This window comes from Cypionkella sp. PAMC25878 (assembly GCF_058135695.1).
The window spans coordinates 818,339-834,586 of sequence record NZ_CM176871.1; the positions used below are offsets into that span (position 1 = coordinate 818,339).

Sequence of the window (16,248 nt, forward strand, 5' to 3'; positions counted from 1 at the left end):
CCATGATCCGCTACATCACACTGCGTACGCTTGCGATGATCCCAACGCTGTTCTTGATCTCGGTTCTGGTGTTTTTCATCATCGAACTGCCACCGGGTGATTACTTTGAAAGCTATGTGTCCGAGCTGCGCTCCCTAGGCGAATCCGCCGATCTGGCCGAGATTGACATGCTGCGCGAGCGCTATGGCTTCGATCAGCCGCAGGTTATCCGCTATATCTGGTGGGTCGGCGGCATGTTGCACGGCGATTTCGGCTATTCGTTTGAATACCGCCTGCCGGTCAGCGAAGTGGTCGGCGATAGGCTTTGGCTGACCGTGCTGCTGTCAACCGTCACCATCCTGTTCACTTGGATCATCGCCTTTCCCATCGGCATCTATTCGGCAACCCATCAATACAGCTGGGGCGATTACGGGCTGACGTTCCTTGGCCTACTGGGCATCGCTGTGCCCAACTTCATGCTCGCCCTCGTGATGATGTATTTCGCCAACATTTGGTTTGGAGTGTCGATCGGCAATCTGATGGATCGCCAATTCCTGAACGAGCCGATGAGCATGGCGAAATTCTCGTCGATCATGTCGCATATCTGGATACCGGTGGTGATCATTGGCACCTCTGGCACGGCCGCCATGGTGCGCCGTCTGCGTGCCAACCTGCTGGACGAATTGCACAAACAATATGTCGTCACCGCGCGCGCCAAGGGCCTGCATCCGTTCAAAGTGCTGGTGAAATATCCACTGCGGATGGCGCTGAACTTCTTCATCTCTGACATCGGCTCGATCCTGCCCGCGATGATTTCTGGCGCAGAAGTTACCGCCATTGTGCTGTCCTTGGAAACCACCGGGCCGATGCTGATCCGCGCCCTGCAAAGCCAAGATATGTATCTGGCAGGCTCGTTCCTGATGTTTCTGGCCTTCCTGACCGTGATCGGCGTGCTGATTTCCGACATCGCGCTAACGTTTCTTGACCCCCGCATCCGGCTTGGTAAAGGCAGCAGCAAATGAGCGATCTGCCCAACCAAACCACCGCCTTGCCCGCCCCCGGTGCGCAGATGACGCATTACGTCTCGGATGCGCCGTTTGATCCCTATGAGGCCGAAAACGCCGCTTCGGCCCAAAGCAAATTCGCCGAAGCCTCGCAACTGCAACTTATGTGGTGGAAGTTTCGCAAGCACAAAGTCGCACTCTATTGCGGCATCTTCCTTATCCTGATGTATGCCTCGATCTTCATCAGCGAATTCCTCGCCCCCTACAGCCAAGCCGCCCGCAACACCGATTTCATCTTTGCCCCGCCGCAAGCCATTCACCTGTACCATGATGGCAAATTTGTTGGCCCCTTCGTCTATGGTCGCAGCCAAGTGCTTGATATGGATACACTTCAGCGCATCTACACCGATGATCTGACCGATGTGCAAAAACTGCGGTTCTTCTGCGAAGGCGATAATTACAACTTCTGGGGCATGATCCCCGGCAACACCCATCTGGTTTGCCCCGCTAAAGATGGCCAGTTTTTTCTGCTCGGCACTGACCGCTTGGGCCGTGATGTGCTATCCCGCATTATCTATGGCGCGCGAATTTCGCTGACCATCGGCATCTTCGGCGTCACGATGAGCTTTATTCTCGGCATCGTGATCGGCGGTCTTGCGGGCTATCACGGCGGCTGGTTCGATGCGGTCACCCAGCGCATCATCGAGGTGCTACAATCCATTCCCTCCATCCCCTTGTGGATGGCCCTCGCCGCAATCATCCCGGTGACGTGGAGCCCGATCCTCGTCTACATCGGTATCACCGTGATCCTTGGCCTCTTGGACTGGACAGGCCTCGCCCGTGGGGTGCGATCTAAACTCTTAGCCCTGCGCGAAGAAGATTATGTGCTGGCCGCCCGGCTGATGGGCGCAGGCAGCGCCCGCATCATTGGCCGCCACATGATCCCCGGTTTCATGTCACACCTGATCGCCTCGGCCACGCTGACCATCCCCGGCATGATCTTGGGTGAAACCGCGCTCAGCTTCCTTGGCATCGGCCTGCGCGCGCCAATTTCCAGCTGGGGCATCCTGCTTACCGAGGCCCGCAGCGTCAATATCATTGCCCTATACCCATGGCTGATGTTCCCAGTCATTCCGGTGATCCTTGTGATCCTCGCTTTCAATTTCCTCGGCGACGGGCTACGCGATGCCGCCGATCCTTACAAATGACCAGTCCCTACAAATGAACCGCACCAACCCGAGGTTACCTGAATGAAGCACCCGTTGGATAATGCGCGGATTCTGATGTACAGCCACGACACGTTCGGGCTTGGCCATCTGCGCCGCTGCCGCACGATTGCCCATGCCTTGGTGCAGGAATACAGCGGGTTGATGGTGCTGATCGTCTCTGGCTCGCAGATCGCCGGTGCATTTGATTACCGCGCCCGCGTCGATTTCGTGAAAATCCCCTCGGTGATCAAGCTGCGCAATGGCGAATACTCTTCGCTGTCCGAGCATATCGACGTGCATGACACCATCAAAATGCGCCGCTCGATCATCCGCCACACCGCAGAAAGTTTTGCCCCCGATATTTTCATCGTTGACAAAGAACCGATGGGTTTGCGCGGCGAGATCGAGGAAACCCTCGCCTACCTGAAATCCAAAGGCACTACGCTGATTTTGGGTCTGCGCGAGGTGATGGACGCACCCCGCCTGCTTGATGCCGAATGGAAGCGCAACGATGTGATGGGCAAGATTGATCGCACCTATGATCACATCTGGGTCTACGGCCCGCCCGATTTCTACGACCCGCTCACCGGGTTGGACGTGCCACAATCGGTGCGCGACCGGATGGAATTTGTCGGCTTCCTGCAACGCCGCTCGGCGCAAGAAAAGCTTTCCGATCAACGCCGTGACAGTGATTACCTGCTGGTCACCACCGGCGGCGGTGGCGACGGGGCTGACCTCATCGACAACGTGATGAATGCCTATCTGCACGATCCAAACCTGACACAAAAGGCGCTTGTCGTGCTCGGCCCCTACATGCCCGGCGATCAGCGCACTGAATTTATGCGCAAAGGCCAGTCCATCCCTCAAATCGAAGTCATCGAGTTTGACACCCGGATGGAGGAACTCATCGCGGGTTCCGCAGGTGTCGTCGCGATGGGCGGCTACAATACCTATTGCGAGATTCTGTCCTTCGACAAACCCGCCCTTATCGTCCCCCGCACGACTCCGCGCGAAGAACAGCTTTTGCGCGCCACCCGTGCGTCAGAGTTGGGCATGATCGAGATGCTGTTGCCCGAAGAAGCCGCCGACCCCGCCCGTATGGCCGCCGCCCTACGCGCACTGCCGCATCGCCCACACCCGTCTGATGCTGTCCCCGGCCTGCAGCTTGAAGGGTTAACCAACATCGCGCGTTTGGTCGGCGAAGACCTGCACGCGCGCGCCGAAAACCTCAACGCGCAGCGGTTCGCGACGTGACGCCAGACCACTGCCCCGCCTTGGGTCAAAAGCGTCTGGTGGTGGTGGTCAAAGGCTATCCCCGCCTGTCAGAGACCTTCATCGCACAAGAATTGCGCGGGCTGGAACTGGCGGGTCTTGATCTCGTCATCGTCTCATTGCGCCACCCCACCGACAAAAAACGCCACGCCGTGCATGATGAGATTGCAGCTGAGCTGCTCTACCTCCCCGAATACCTCTACCAAGAGCCCCGGCGCGTGTTGCGCGGCTTTTGGCGTGCCTGCCACCACCCCGGCTTTTGGCCGACCCTACGCGCATGGCTCAAAGACCTCATGCGCGACCCCAGCCCCAATCGTATCCGCCGTCTCGGCCAAGCCGCCGTTCTGGTCGCCGAATGGCCCCATAATGGCGCATGGCTGCACGCCCATTTCATCCACACCCCGGCCTCGGTCGCCGATTACGCCGCCCAGATTATGCACGTCGGCTGGACCGTCTCCGCCCATGCCAAAGATATCTGGACCTCACCGGATTGGGAGCTTTCCGCCAAATTAAACCGCGCGAAATGGGCCGTCACCTGTACCGAAATGGGCCATAAGCATCTGCAATCTCTGGCGGGCGACCCGGCCCGCGTGCATCTCAGCTACCACGGCTTGAACTTGGATCGCTTCCCGCCCTTTACAGAAACGCGCGCGGTTCGTGATGGTTCAGACCTCGCCGATCCGGTGCAAATCGTCAGCGTCGGCCGCGCCGTGCGGAAAAAGGGGTATGACACCCTGCTGCACGCCCTAGCCCTTCTCCCCGCCAATCTGCACTGGCGCTTCACCCATCTTGGCGGCGGTCCAGAACGCGAAACTTTGCAAGCCCTCGCCGAAACCCTAAACCTAACCTCGCGCATCCACTGGCAAGGCTCGGTCGATCAGTCCGAGGTGTTATCAGCCTACCGCTCTTCTGATCTGTTCGCGCTGGCCTGCCGCATCACCGCCGACGGCGACCGTGACGGACTGCCGAACGTGCTGGTCGAAGCCGCGAGCCAAGGCCTCGCCTGCCTCTCGACCAATATCTCCGGCATCCCAGAGCTGTTTCGCAACGCCGAAAACGGCTGGCTCACCCCGCCGGATAATCCCGAAGCCTTAGCGGCAGCCCTACAAACCGCCATCACCCGACCCGACCTGCGCGCCCAGTACGGCCAAGCCGCGGCCGCCCAAGTTCGTGCAACGTTGGATTACCACCATAGCGTCAACCAACTCATGACGCTGTTCGCCGTCGAAGGTATCCAGCCATGGCCAAAAAATCCATGACCACAAAAGTCTTCTTCTACGTCCAGCACCTTTTGGGCATCGGCCACCTCGCCCGCGCCAGTCGCATCGCCCGCGCCATGATCGATCGGGGGATGAACGTCACGCTCGTCACCGGCGGTCTGCCGGTTGCAGGCTTTCCCGACCCCGGCATCGCCCACATCGCGCTGCCGCCGATTGCGGTCTCAAACAGCGACTTTTCCGGCCTTCTCACCGCCAGCGGACAGCCCGCTGACGCCACTTATCTAAATGCCCGCAAAGACCAACTGCTCGCCGCCTACCATGCCATCAAGCCAGACATTGTGCTGACGGAGGCTTTTCCCTTTGGCCGCCGCCAAGTCCGCTTTGAGCTGCTGCCGCTGATCGATGCCATTGACGCCAGCCATCCGCGCCCGACTTTGGTCAGCTCGGTCCGCGACATCCTGCAACGCAAAGTCAAACCGGGCCGTAATGAGGAAACCGTCGCCTTGATCAACCGTGCCTTCGATCTGGTCTTGGTCCACGGCGACCCCAGCTTTGCCGCGCTTGAAGACAGCTTCACCCTCGCCGATCAAATCACCGATAAAATCGCCTACACTGGCCTCGTCTGCCCGCCGACACCGCCGCCGCCCGCCGAGCAGTTCGATGTGCTGGTCTCCGCAGGGGGGGGGGGCGCTGGCAAACAACTGATCACCGCCGCCGTCGATGCCGCCCGCCTGCTGCCAGAACTCGCGAAATGGCTGATCATCACCGGCCCCAATTTGCCACAGCCCGATTATGACGCCCTCACCAAAAACCAACCCGCAAACGTCACTTTGACCCGCTTTCGCCCCGATCTCGCCAGCCTGATGCGAGGGGCCAAGCTTTCGGTCTCACAAGCAGGCTACAACACCGTCGCCGATATCCTGATGGCCGGCTGCCACGCCCTGCTGGTGCCCTATGCCACCGCAGGCGAGACCGAACAAACCGACCGTGCGGCGCTGCTGGAAAAGATCGGCCGCACCCGCAGTCTGACCGAAGCCGCCCTCACCCCCGAAACCTTGGCAACCGCGATCCAACACGAAATCGCCCGCCCGCTGCCTGCGCAAGCGCTACATATCAGCGTGGATGGTGCCGCGCGCAGTGCCGAGATTTTATTGGATTTCGTGAAGAATAGCACGCGCGGCTAATTCCAACCCTTGCAAGGGCTTGTGCTGTGGGCACTTCAATACTCGTTGCGCGCCAGAGCGCCGTCCCTCTATACATAGGGTCACACGGACGTATCGCGATCACAGTTTAAGCGTGGAGGGTTAAATATGGGCTTCGTGGACGCTGTAAGAACCAGTCTGATTGTGAAATATGCAACATTCCAAGGCCGTGCGGCCCGATCGGAGTTTTGGTATTTTTCGCTGTTTTACGGCTTGATCCTGCTGGCCTTTGGCGCTTTGGGCTTTGCTCTGGGTGGGGGCTCCAATTTCAGGGCGGGCAACTTGCGTTCGTTTGTGCCCTTTGTGCCCCTGATCATTGTGGTTCTGGCTATGATTATTCCAACCATCGCAGTGACGGTCCGCCGCTTACATGATCGCGATATGTCGGGTTGGTGGTATCTTGGATTTGTCGTGCTCGGCTTCATCCCGGTGGTTGGTAAATTGGTCAGTTTGGCAACTTTGGTTCTCTATGCATTGAAAGGCACCGTGGGACTGAGCTACTCCCCAACTCTTGGACAGATTTCCGGGTGAGTTAAGCTACTGCCTGCCTCTGCTGATCGGTTTCGATTGCGTTGAAGTAGACCACGGCGGGCGGTTGTCCGCCATGGGCGGCGTGGGGCCGCAGGTGGTTGTAGAAGGTGATCCAGCGCCCGACGCCGGCTTTGGCCTGTGACCCGGTTTCCCAGGCGTGCAGGTAGACGCATTCATACTTCAGGGAACGCCAGAGACGTTCAATGAAGATGTTGTCGAGGTAGCGGGCTTTGCCGTCCATCGAGATTTTGGTCTTTGCCCGCTTCAAGCGGTCGGTCCAGTCGAAGGAGGTGAACTGGCTGCCCTGGTCAGTATTCATGATTTCGGGCGGGCCGAACTTGTGGATGGCGTCGTTCAAAGCCTCCAGGCAGAAGTCGGCCTCCAGCGTGTTGGAGATGCGCCAGGCCAGCACCTTGCGAGTGAACCAGTCCATGATGGCCACCAGATAGAGGAAGCCTTTGCGCATGGGCAGGTAAGTGATGTCGGCGCACCAGACTTGGTTGGGCCGGTCGATCCGCAGCCCACCCAGCAGATAGGGGTAAGTCTTGTGCCCCTTCGCAGGCCTGCTGGTGTTGGGTTTTTGGTAGATCGGCATCAAGCGCATAAGGCGCATCAGACGCCGGATGCGCTTTTCGTTCACGGCATGACCTTCATTCTGCAGGTGCCATGTCATTTGCCGGACGCCATAGAAGGGCGTCTCCAGAAACTGCTTGTCGGCCAGCAGCATCAAGTCGAGGTTCATCGCAGTCTCTCCTTGCGGCGCGTAGTAGAACGACGACCGCGAGATCGATAGCAGTCGACACTGCGCCCCGACCGACAGCGTGGGGTGGGTCCGTTCGATCATGCCACGCCTCACTTCCCGGTCCAGGGCTTGAGCTTTCTTGCCAAAAAATCGTTGGCGACCGCCAGTTCTCCGATCTTGGCATGCAGCTCGCGGACCGTATCCTCGGCGACCTCAGCGGTGGCGACCGCCTTGCTGCCGCGCTCAAAGATGCCCGTGGCACCTTCCAGAAGTGCCTTTTTCCATTGATGGATCATCGTCGGATGGACCTCATAGGCGGTCGCCAATTCCGACACCGTGCGCTCACCCTTCAACGCCTCCAACGCCACACGCGCCTTGAAGGCTGCGTCATGGTTCCTGCGTTTCGACATCTCTGTTCTCCTCGTGCTTGGAGACCAGCAGACTTCAGATCGTAGCTTCCGTCACTGTCCGATTTTCGGGGGGTAGCTCAGACCCAATCGCTTTGGCCGTGACCCGCTTGGCGTTGAACATAACGCTGATATTTTCGCCTGAGTTTGCGCGCGCTTGTCGCCCTACTTTGCTTTTGCATAATCGCAGGTGCAGGCGCGCCACCGGTTGTCGCGCAAGAAGTTGATTTTGAGGGGCAAAAAGTCGTCGCAACCAGCGCACCTCGGGACGCGATGGGTCAAAGCAGGGCTGACGCGTTGAGTGATGCCGGATTGCAGGCGCGGATCGTATACTTGCAAAAGTTTGATGGCAGTATTGAACAAAAAGACCCGCCAAAAGTTGCGACCAATAAACCCGTTGCGCCTTTGATCTCTGGTCTGATGGCAATGGCTTTGGTTGTTGGGGCGCTGATCGCCGCCTTGGGGCTGTGGGTTTATGTTTCGGGCGGCGCACTCTGGGCACCTGAAACGGTGACGGATGCCAACAAAGCCGTGCAAGCGCCGAAGGGCTGGGGGGAGAGTGAAGCAGACCTGCTGGAGAACCGGTCGCTTGCGCAGATCGCCCAGATGTCTGACAGGCGGGCAGCAGTGGTTCGGTTGCTGCGGCTGTGTTTGCTGCACGCGGCGGAAGCGACAAAAACCGGTTTCAAACGCTCGGACACCGAGCGGGATGCGTTTGGGCGCGTGCCGCTGCACTGGTCCGGGTTGGATTATCTGAAACGCCTGCTGATCGTTGCCGAACTGGCCCATTATGGCGGGCGCAGCGTTGATGAGGCGACATTTCAAACCTTGATCGAAGGCGCGCGTGAGATACTGCCACGTCAGCGTGGTGGCAATGTCTAGGGGCCAGACATTCGCGGGCGTTGCCGCCGTGCTGGCTTTGCTCGGCGGGCTGGTGTGGCTGCAAGCTGCGACGGGGGATCTGGCGCTGGAGCGCTCGGCGCTGGGTGTCGCGGGGCTTGCACAGCTTGCGCCGGAGTTGGGGTTGACGTTGCAAGAGCCGCAGGGTTGGGGCGCGTTGAAGGCGAGCGCGCTGTCGCTGCGCATTTTGCCGATCTATGATTTGAACCTGAGCACCGAAGATCAGCCCGCCACGTCACGGCAAGAACAACTGGGTCAAAGCACGCTGCGCGAATTGGACCGCGATGTGTTTTACAGCAAGGTCGCTGGGCTGGAGACGTTGGTGGTGCTACCGAAGTGGCGCGGTGCAGTTATGGTGACAGGTGGGGCACGTCGTGATTTTCTGATTGCGCCTTCGATGTTCAACACGCTGCTGCCGCAGCTTTATTTGCAGCGGCCAATCATGCAGCAGATCACCCGCGGCTTTGCCGATGAACAGGTGCTGATCAACGGGCAAACTGTCCGTGTGGCGCTGTTTCAGCCGCAAACCTTCAACCGCAACACCCTGCCGAAGCGCTGCAAGGAAGTGGCGGGTCTTGTGGAAGGGGCGCTGCTGATCCACTGTAACGCAGTACTAGGCAAACCCGAGATGGCAGCGCTGTCTGATCCCGACCTACTGAACAATCACGGCATCACCTTGGCTGAAAATGCGCGCTTCGTTGTGGCCGCCTTGCGCGCGCTACAATCTCCGACCGAGACGCGTCCGATCTATCTTGATACCTCGACCGAGCAGTTGCTGGCGCTGGAACAGGACAAAGAAGCGCAACATTATCGCCGCGATACCCAAGACATGCTGCGGTTCTTCGCATTGCCGTTGTCGCTGTTCTGGCTGGCCGGGGCTGCGGTGCTTGCCGTGGCAATCTGGCGCGGCGCGATGCGGTTTGGTCCAGTGTTGCAGGTGGCAGAGGATCGGCTTGAAGTCTCGAAACTGGCGGCGATTGACGCTAAGGCTCGGTTGATCCGACTGTCGCGCAATGACGGACGGATGGTCGCCGAATTCACGCTGAAGCGGCTGCAGAGTCTGGCGCAGCAGACATTTGGTGCGGGTGCGGGCACCACAATGGGCCAAGCTGCACTCGACCGGCTTTATGCCAAATTCGCCCGGAAAAACCCCAAAGACGCAGCCGAATTGCGCGCCTGCGCCGAGGTTTTACAATCTTCGGCGGGCACGCTGCATCCTTCGGAGTTGCGCCGCATACTTGATCGCTTCGCAGAATTGCTGGAAAGGCTGACGCATGGACCTGGCTGAGTTTCAAACCCTCATCGCATCGGTGCGCACCGAGATTGGCAAGGCGGTGCAGGGGCAGGATGCCCTGATCGACCTGTTGCTGGTGTCGGTGTTTGCGCGCGGGCATTGCTTGGTGGAAGGTCCGCCGGGCACGGCGAAAACCTTGCTGGCGCGGTCTTTGGCTTCGGCGATGGACATGGGCTTTGGCCGCGTGCAGTTCACGCCTGACCTCATGCCGGGTGATGTGTTGGGGGTGAACCTGTTCAACTTCCAGACCGGGGCGTTTCAACTGACCAGAGGCCCGATCTTTACCGATATCCTGCTGGCGGATGAAATCAACCGCGCGCCGCCGAAGACCCAATCGGCACTGTTGCAGGCAATGAACGAGCGGGTGGTGACAATTGATGGCACCGATTACCCATTGGGCCGTGATTTCTTCGTGATCGCGACGCAAAACCCGATTGAGCAGCAAGGCACCTATCCCCTGCCCGAAGCGCAGCTGGATCGGTTTTTGTTCAAGCTGAACGTTGATTTTCCGGACCGCAATGCGGAAATTGCCATTCTGACCCGCCACGCCGCCCAGCCCTTGGAGTTTGAAGCGCGAGGCAAAGGCATCGAAAAGGTTCTGTCGGCGGCGCAACTGGCGGCGGGTAAAAACTTGGTGGATGGAATCCGGCTCGATCCCACCATCCTGACCTATATCGTCGATCTGGTGCGGGCGACGCGCAATGACGGCGACATCAGCCATGGCGCCTCGACCCGCGCGGCGGATGCTTTGGCTGGGGCGGTTCGTGCGCGTGCAGCGGTTGAAGGCAGGGATTACGGCCTGCCGGATGATGTGAAAGCGCTGATGGTGCCAGTGCTTTGCCATCGGCTTGTGCTGGGCCCTGCTGCCGAGATTGAGGGACGCACGGCCGAAGCGGTTCTCGCGAATATCCTGAACCGTGTCGATCCGCCGCGCTGAATGAGACCCGCACCGCGCCTTATTGCTTTGGTCCTGCTCTGTGCCGCGCTGACGGTGCTGCTGGCGCTTGCAGTGAGCGACCCTGCCGTCCCGGTGCTTGTGATGTGGTCGGCTTTGCTCGTGATTGTGATGATTGACGCACTGGCGTCGATTGCGCCGCGGTCGATCACCGTCGAGGTGAGTTTGCCGAAAACCGGCATGGTGGGGGTGGATACGCCTTACACAGTGACGTTGACGCGCAAGTCGGGTGCGGGCTTGCCTGCCAAACTGTCGCTGCGCTTTGATCTGGATGCGGCGTTGGGCGATGGCGTTGTGGCTGATATCGCCTGCGACGGGCCGACTTGCGTCCTCAAGGACCATCTGCCGCTGCTGAAGCGCGGGCTGCACAAGCTGCGCGCCCTGCATCTGAAATGGTCGTCGCGCTGGCGGCTGCTTGAGGTGCTGTCCCGCACGCTATTGTCGCATGATATCACCGTGGTGCCCGATGTGACTGCGGTGATGTCTGGACAGATCCAAGCGCAGATGTTGCCGCTGCTGGAGGGCCAAAAGGATATGCGCCTGAAGGGTTCGGGATCAGAGTTTCACCAGTTGCGAGACTTCGCCCTCGGCATGGATGCACGTCAGATTGATTGGAAACGCTCGGCACGGCTGAATGCGCTGGTGGCGCGCGAGACGCGGGCGGAAAAGAACCATCACATTCTGCTGGCGCTGGATTGTGGCTATCTGATGAACGAGCGTATCGCGGGCTTGCCCAAGCTGGATCGCGCCATCAATGCTGCTTTGGGGCTGGGCTGGGCGGCGGGTCTTGGTGGCGATCATGTCGGGCTTTATGCGTTTGACAGCCGACCGCGCCAGTTTCTGCCACCGCAGCCCGGGCGGGCGGGCTTTGCGCAGTTGCGGGCGGCTGCGGCGGGGTTGAATTACACCGATCACGAAACCAACCACACCTTGGGTCTGAGTCATCTGTTGACCCGGCTGCGCCGCCGTTGCCTGATCATCGTATTTTCGGATTTCGTCGACAGCATCACCGCCGAATTGTTGGTTGAAAACGTCAGCCTGCTGACCCGGCACCATCTGGTGTTGTTTGTCGCGCTGCGTGATCCCGCGCTCAGCCGCATCGCCAATCCGACTGATTTCGGTCTGAACAGCATCGCGGCCTCGGTTTCGGCGGGCCAGATCTTGCATGAACGCCAAGCGGTGATGGAGCGCCTGTCGCAACTGGGCGTGCTCTGCCTTGATGTCGCCCCCGAGGCGCTGATCGCGGCAATGTGGCAAAATCCATCGACATCAAGGCGCGGGAGTTGATATGAACGATCACCCCCAAGCCAACCCAAGCCGCATCGAAGCCGAACTGCTGCGCTCGGCCCGTTTCCGCAAGCTGCGAGAGCCGGGCTGGCGCAAGCTTGAGGTCTTGCTCAAACAAGCCGAGACGCATGGGCTCGCCGGGTTGAACTATACCGAGGCCAAAGAGTTGGCGGCGCTGTATCGTCAGGCGATGACCTCGCTGGCCTTGGCGCGGGATATCTCGCTGGATATGGCGCTGCTGAACTATCTCGATCAGCTTTGCGCGCGGGCTTGGTTGGTGGTCTATGTGCCACAACGCAGCCTTTCCGGGGCATTTGGACGCCTGCTGGGGCAAGGCATCCCGCAGGCTGTGCGACGCTCTTTGCTGCCGCTGCTAATCGGATTCAGCGCGATGATGTTGGGTGCAATCACCGGGTTCGTGCTGTTTTTCCGTGATCAAAGCTGGTTTTACACCTTCGTGCCGGGCGGCCTGTCGGATGGGCGCGCGCCGGGTGCCAGTGTGGGCTATCTGCGCGACACGCTTTACGGCGACGCGTCTCTGCATAGCGGCGACGTGCTGACCGCTTTCGCGGCCTATTTGTTTTCGCACAACACCAATATTGCCATTTTTATCTTTGGGTTGGGTATCTTTTGGGCACTGCCCAGCTTTGTGTTGACCTTCTACAACGGCTTGATGTTGGGGGCGTTCTTTGCGTTGTTTGTGCAAGCCGGGCTTGGCTATGATGCCTTTGCATGGCTTTCCATCCACGGCGTGACCGAAATCAGTGCCATCTGCATCGCCTGCGCAGGTGGCGCACGCTTGGGTCTTGCGGGGCTGATGCCGGGGCAAATGTCGCGCAGAGATTCTCTGCGCCTGCATGGGCGGGATGCTGTCAAACTGTTCCTGTTGGCCGGGTTGATGCTTTTGGTGGCTGGTGTGGTCGAGGGCGTGCTGCGCCAGAGCGTCACCAGCCCAGAGGCGCGTTTGCTGATCGGCTGGGGGCTTGGCGGGTTCTGGGTGCTGTGGCTTTGGCGATCCGGGCGGACGGGTGGGGCCAAGGCATGAGGTTTCAGCGCAAATCTGACGAAACCGCCGTCCAGCGCAGTGCCGCTTCAAAGCGGGTTTTGGAGAATTTCGTACCACCCGAAGGTGTGCCGATTGGCTTTGAACTGGCCTCTCTGGGCGCACGGTTTGGCGCGGTCATTCTGGATCTGATTTTGACTTGGTTTGCGATCCTTCTGTTGATCCTAGCGGTGGCGTGGCTGGGCATCCTGCCAAAAACCGCATTGTTTGCCTTGGTCGTCATCTTGGCGTTTTTCGTCGGCGTTCCCTATTATGTGCTGTCAGAATTGATCTGGAATGATCGCACTTTGGGCAAGCGCATCGTCGGGATCATGGTGATCTCGGCCGACAGCCGTGCGTTGGGGGCACATCAGGTTGTCGCGCGCAACCTGTTGAAAGATGTTGAGTTTTTTGCGCCATTGGGTCTGGTTCTGCAGTGGAATTACACCTCGACCGCGCAGTCGTGGATTGCGGCGCTCATTCTGCTGGTCTGGACCTTGTTCGTCGCAATCTATCCGATCCGCAACAGACGCAAGCAGCGGTTGGGGGATGTGGTGGCGGGAACCTTGGTGATCGTAAAGCCAAAAGCCATTCTGCTGGATGACCTTGCTTTGAGCGAAGCGCGGGGCGGATTTGTCTTTGATCAGACGCAACTGGACATCTACGGCAGTTACGAGTTGCAGACCCTAGAGGCGATTTTGCGCGACCCGTCGAAAAGCCAGCTTCATGCCGCAGAGCTTGAGAAAGTCGCCAAAGCAATCGCGCGCCGGATCAACTATCCCGAGCACGCCATCGGCGCGGACCCACGGCTCTTTCTGATGGCGTTCTATCGCGAGCAGAGGGAAAGGTTGGAAAGCCGATTGCTTTTTGGCGAGCGGCGGCAGGATAAGTTCCACAGCGACGCGCCAAAGCCGAAGTAGCCCGCAGGACAAGCGGTCAGGCCTTGCCGCAGCGGTCAATGGTTGGCTGTGAGCCAAAATGTGAGGTGAGAGCGGCGATGAGTTGGATCGAAGTGAATGTCTTGGCGCTGATCCATCAGTACGGTGCAGGCGTGCTGTTCGTGTCGCTGACGCTAGAGACTTTGGGGCTGCCATTGCCGGGGGAAAGCGCGCTGATCTTAGCTGCGACTCTAGCCGGAACAGGAAAGATCAGTATTTGGGCGGTGGCGATTTCGGCGTGGTGTGGCGCGGTGTTGGGCGACAATATCGCATATTTCATCGGCCGCAGATATGGCCGGGTGGTGGTAACCAACTATGGTGCTCGGTTTGGGGTGACGGAAAGTCGTTATGCCAAAGTGGAGGCGGTGTTCGCGCGATATGGTCCGCTGATGGTGATTGCGGCGCGGTTTGTGGTGTTGCTGCGCCAGATGAACGGGCTGGTAGCGGGGACGGCGGGGATGCATTGGCTGAGTTTTCTAGCCGCCAATGTGGTGGGCGCGGCGCTTTGGGTCGGGTTTTGGACCGTGTTGGCCTATCACTTTGGCCATTCAGCGACGATACTGCCGTTTATTGGGCGACATATCGGGTTGGTCGCTTCGGTGCTGGTAGCCTTGGCTTTGCTGGGCGCGTTGGTGGGCTATCTGCGTTTGCGCAGTGGGCCCAAGCCATAACGGCTTGAGCCCGTTGGCTTGGGGTTACTCCATAAACCAGCCGTGGCTGACGATCATCGACTGGCCGGTCAGCGCATTGGTCGGGAAGGCGGCGAACAGGTAGGCGATTTCGGCTACATCTTCGACCGTGGTGAATTCCTTATCGACGGTGCCGCCGAGCATGATTTTGTTCACCACGTCTTCTTCTGAAATGCCCAAGGTTTTCGCCTGCTCGGGGATTTGTTTTTCCACCAGCGGGGTTTTCACAAATCCGGGGCAGATCACATTCGTGCGCACACCATGTTCAGCGCCTTCTTTGGCGATCACGCGGGCGAGGCCCAGCAGCCCATGTTTCGCGGTGACATAGGCCGATTTCAGCGGTGAGGCTTCTTTGGAATGCACCGAGCCCATGAAGATGATGGAACCCGACCCGGCCTTATACATATGTGGCAGGCAGGCCTTGGAGGTCAGGAACGCGCCGTCGAGATGGATCGACAGCAGTTTTTTCCAGTCATCAAACGGGAATTCTTCCAGCTTATGCACGATCTGGATGCCCGCGTTCGACACCAGCACGTCGATCTGGCCCCATTGGTCAACCACCTGCTGGATGCCTGCGTTGACAGCGGCCTCGTCGGTGACGTTCATCTCAACACCAATCGCCGTGCCGGGGCCCTTTGCGGTCAGTTCTGCTGCGGTGGCTTGAGCGGCATCAAGGCGCAGGTCGGCGATCACGACTTTTGCGCCATCGGCGATGTAGCGTTCAGCAATGGCTTTGCCGATACCGCTGGCGGATCCGGTGATGACGCAGACTTTGCCGTTCAGACTCATGGGGAAGGACATGTTCAGGCTCCTGTGGTGAAGGGGGTTAGCGGTTTGGGGCGAGGTAATCATGCACCACGCGGCCCAGACCAAGCGTTAGGTCGGTTAAAATATGGGTGGCAGACAGCACCTCTCGCACCGGCAGTTGCGTCAGCGGGGCCATCGCGTGATCGTGCAGCTCCAGCCCGGCGGGACCTTCCCATGCGCCTTTGACGGTGATGTCTTCCAGCGAGTATTCAACCAATTCGCAGATGCGCGGGGTGCAATCGACATGGGGGATGATTTTCAGCAGGAAGGTTGGAACTTGCAGGCTTTCCAGCACCTTCGCGGGATCAATCGCGCGGTGCTTGTAGCCCATCGTTGCGGATGCCACCTGCACCGAGCCGACATCAAGGGTACCAACGAGAGTGTCTTTTTCAACCCGCATCCGAGGTTCGGCGAGTTTCTTCGGAAAACCCCAAATCTCACGCCCGCCCGCGATGGGGCTGTCATCGTTGAGAAACATCGCATGTACGTAGCTGCCCTTGCGGCCGTTGAATTCGACCGGGATCACCTGCCCGGTTTCGGTGTAATCGCCAAAGCCCGTGCTGTCGGGCATCCGGATGAATTCGTATTTCACGATCGGGTCGATGACTTGCAAAGGTTCGGGGACCACGGCGCGCAGGGCTTCCATATCGGTGCGGTAGGTGATGATGAAAAACTCGCGGTTCACAAAGCGGTAGGGACCTTTGGGATAGGACGGACTGGTAAGCGGCATGGCAAAAGCGCAGCTGGTGACATCGGCGATTTTCATGGGAC

At 59.2% G+C, this 16,248-nt stretch carries 16 protein-coding genes; 13 read left to right on the top strand and 3 right to left on the bottom strand.

What is annotated here, in order from left to right:
* Positions 1-2: 2 nt before the first annotated feature.
* The 6 genes from ACS5RD_RS03770 (at position 3) to ACS5RD_RS03795 (ending at position 6,416) form a co-directional block, all read left to right on the top strand.
* Entirely contained in the window at positions 3-1,001 is a 999-nt protein-coding gene (locus ACS5RD_RS03770; RefSeq protein WP_054006573.1) for an ABC transporter permease, read from the top strand.
* Entirely contained in the window at positions 998-2,191 is a 1,194-nt protein-coding gene (locus ACS5RD_RS03775; RefSeq protein ID WP_489930060.1) for an ABC transporter permease, read from the top strand. Before ACS5RD_RS03770 ends, ACS5RD_RS03775 begins: the two co-directional genes overlap by 4 nt.
* A gap of 42 nt (positions 2,192-2,233) precedes the next feature.
* Positions 2,234-3,445, top strand: coding sequence for a glycosyltransferase family protein (locus ACS5RD_RS03780; RefSeq protein ID WP_054006571.1), 1,212 nt, complete (start codon positions 2,234-2,236; stop codon positions 3,443-3,445).
* The gene (locus tag ACS5RD_RS03785) at positions 3,442-4,722 is read left to right on the top strand and encodes a glycosyltransferase (RefSeq protein WP_489930061.1); all 1,281 of its coding nucleotides are present in this window, start codon (positions 3,442-3,444) and stop codon (positions 4,720-4,722) included. The genes ACS5RD_RS03780 and ACS5RD_RS03785 overlap by 4 nt, the downstream gene beginning before the upstream one ends.
* Positions 4,704-5,867 carry a glycosyltransferase family protein gene (locus tag ACS5RD_RS03790; protein ID WP_489930062.1) on the top strand — a complete coding sequence of 388 codons (1,164 nt, stop codon included), beginning with the start codon at positions 4,704-4,706 and terminating at the stop codon, positions 5,865-5,867. Before ACS5RD_RS03785 ends, ACS5RD_RS03790 begins: the two co-directional genes overlap by 19 nt.
* A gap of 126 nt (positions 5,868-5,993) precedes the next feature.
* The gene (locus tag ACS5RD_RS03795; RefSeq protein ID WP_489930063.1) at positions 5,994-6,416 is read left to right on the top strand and encodes a DUF805 domain-containing protein; all 423 of its coding nucleotides are present in this window, start codon (positions 5,994-5,996) and stop codon (positions 6,414-6,416) included.
* 1 nt (position 6,417) lies between these two features.
* Here the strand turns inward: ACS5RD_RS03795 and ACS5RD_RS03800 are convergent.
* Positions 6,418-7,568 (bottom strand): IS3 family transposase gene (locus ACS5RD_RS03800; RefSeq protein WP_489927680.1). Its coding sequence is split into 2 segments (ribosomal slippage): positions 6,418-7,277 and positions 7,277-7,568, totalling 1,152 coding nucleotides; the frame shifts between segments, so codons are not numbered across the junction.
* Positions 7,569-7,862: 294 nt separating this feature from the next.
* On the opposite strand from ACS5RD_RS03800, the gene ACS5RD_RS03805 reads away from it, so the two are divergent.
* The 7 genes from ACS5RD_RS03805 (at position 7,863) to ACS5RD_RS03835 (ending at position 14,652) form a co-directional block, all read left to right on the top strand.
* A complete protein-coding gene (locus tag ACS5RD_RS03805) occupies positions 7,863-8,447 on the top strand; it encodes a hypothetical protein (RefSeq protein ID WP_489930064.1) in 585 nt (194 codons plus the stop codon).
* On the top strand, positions 8,410-9,753 hold the full coding sequence (locus ACS5RD_RS03810; protein ID WP_489930065.1) for a hypothetical protein: 1,344 nt from the start codon (positions 8,410-8,412) through the stop codon (positions 9,751-9,753). The genes ACS5RD_RS03805 and ACS5RD_RS03810 overlap by 38 nt, the downstream gene beginning before the upstream one ends.
* Positions 9,740-10,696, top strand: coding sequence for an AAA family ATPase (locus ACS5RD_RS03815; protein ID WP_489930066.1), 957 nt, complete (start codon positions 9,740-9,742; stop codon positions 10,694-10,696). The genes ACS5RD_RS03810 and ACS5RD_RS03815 overlap by 14 nt, the downstream gene beginning before the upstream one ends.
* The gene (locus ACS5RD_RS03820; RefSeq protein ID WP_489930067.1) at positions 10,697-12,001 is read left to right on the top strand and encodes a DUF58 domain-containing protein; all 1,305 of its coding nucleotides are present in this window, start codon (positions 10,697-10,699) and stop codon (positions 11,999-12,001) included. It abuts the gene before it with no gap.
* A gap of 1 nt (position 12,002) precedes the next feature.
* Positions 12,003-13,046: a stage II sporulation protein M gene (locus tag ACS5RD_RS03825; protein WP_489930068.1), complete on the top strand. Its 1,044-nt coding sequence runs from the start codon at positions 12,003-12,005 to the stop codon at positions 13,044-13,046.
* Positions 13,043-13,963, top strand: coding sequence for an RDD family protein (locus ACS5RD_RS03830; protein ID WP_489930069.1), 921 nt, complete (start codon positions 13,043-13,045; stop codon positions 13,961-13,963). Before ACS5RD_RS03825 ends, ACS5RD_RS03830 begins: the two co-directional genes overlap by 4 nt.
* Positions 13,964-14,040: 77 nt before the next feature.
* On the top strand, positions 14,041-14,652 hold the full coding sequence (locus ACS5RD_RS03835; RefSeq protein ID WP_489930070.1) for a DedA family protein: 612 nt from the start codon (positions 14,041-14,043) through the stop codon (positions 14,650-14,652).
* Between the two features lie 24 nt (positions 14,653-14,676).
* Here ACS5RD_RS03835 and ACS5RD_RS03840 read toward each other — a convergent pair whose 3' ends face one another.
* Positions 14,677-15,471 (bottom strand): 3-hydroxybutyrate dehydrogenase, encoded by a 795-nt coding sequence (locus ACS5RD_RS03840; RefSeq protein WP_489930071.1) that lies wholly within the window; start codon positions 15,469-15,471, stop codon positions 14,677-14,679.
* 25 nt (positions 15,472-15,496) lie between these two features.
* Entirely contained in the window at positions 15,497-16,243 is a 747-nt protein-coding gene (locus ACS5RD_RS03845) for an acetoacetate decarboxylase (protein ID WP_489930072.1), read from the bottom strand.
* Positions 16,244-16,248: the final 5 nt, after the last annotated feature.